We start from the raw sequence: 1,166 nt of genomic DNA on the forward strand, positions 1-1,166 counted from the left end.
AAAATGGCAAAAGGTAAGTTCGAACGCACCAAGCCGCACGTGAACGTCGGTACAATTGGTCACGTTGATCACGGTAAAACTACACTGACAGCAGCGATCGCGACAGTTCTGTCCGCAAAATTCGGCGGCGAAGCGAAGAAATACGACGAAATCGACGCAGCACCAGAAGAAAAAGCACGTGGTATTACAATTAACACTGCTCACGTAGAATACGAAACAGCAAGCCGTCACTACGCACACGTTGACTGCCCAGGCCATGCTGACTATGTTAAAAACATGATCACTGGTGCAGCGCAGATGGACGGCGCGATCCTGGTTTGCTCCGCAGCAGACGGTCCTATGCCACAAACACGTGAGCACATCCTGTTGGCTCGCCAGGTTGGTGTTCCATACATCATCGTTTTCCTGAACAAATGCGACATGGTTGATGACGCTGAGTTGCTGGAACTGGTTGAAATGGAAGTACGTGAATTACTGTCCAAATACGAATTCCCAGGCGACGATCTGCCGATCATCCAAGGTTCCGCAAAACTGGCGCTGGAAGGCGACAAAGGCGCGTTGGGCGAAGAAGCGATCATGAAACTGGCGGACGCACTGGATAGCTACATTCCTACACCAGAGCGCGCAGTTGACGGTACATTCCTGCTGCCAGTAGAAGACGTATTCTCCATCTCTGGTCGCGGTACAGTGGTAACAGGCCGTGTTGAGCGTGGTATCGTTAAAGTCGGTGAAGAGATCGAAATCGTTGGTATCAAAGACACAGTCAAAACAACATGTACTGGCGTTGAAATGTTCCGCAAACTGCTGGACCAAGGTCAGGCAGGCGACAACGTAGGTGTTCTGCTGCGCGGTACTAAGCGTGAAGACATCCAGCGTGGTCAAGTATTGGCGAAACCAGGTTCGATCAAGCCACATGCACATTTCACAGGCGAGATCTACGTTCTGTCGAAAGATGAAGGCGGCCGTCATACACCATTCTTCAACAACTACCGTCCACAGTTCTACTTCCGTACAACGGACGTAACTGGTTCGATCGAGTTGCCAGCAGACAAAGAAATGGTTATGCCAGGTGACAACGTATCGATCACAGTAAAACTGATCAACCCAATCGCGATGGAAGAAGGCTTGCGCTTCGCTATCCGTGAAGGTGGTCGTACAGTCGGTGC

General features: G+C 50.8%; 1 protein-coding gene. It reads left to right on the forward strand.

The genetic code is table 11. The annotated features are described in order from the left end of the window. Positions 1–3 precede the first annotated feature (3 nt). A partial coding sequence (tuf, locus tag EYB48_RS18960; protein ID WP_162021936.1) for an elongation factor Tu occupies positions 4–1,166 on the forward strand: 1,163 nt, incomplete at its 3' end.

Origin of the sequence: Cognatundibacterium crateris (genome assembly GCF_010078235.1) — a bacterium.
Lineage (GTDB): Bacteria > Pseudomonadota > Gammaproteobacteria > Burkholderiales > Burkholderiaceae_D > Undibacterium > Undibacterium crateris.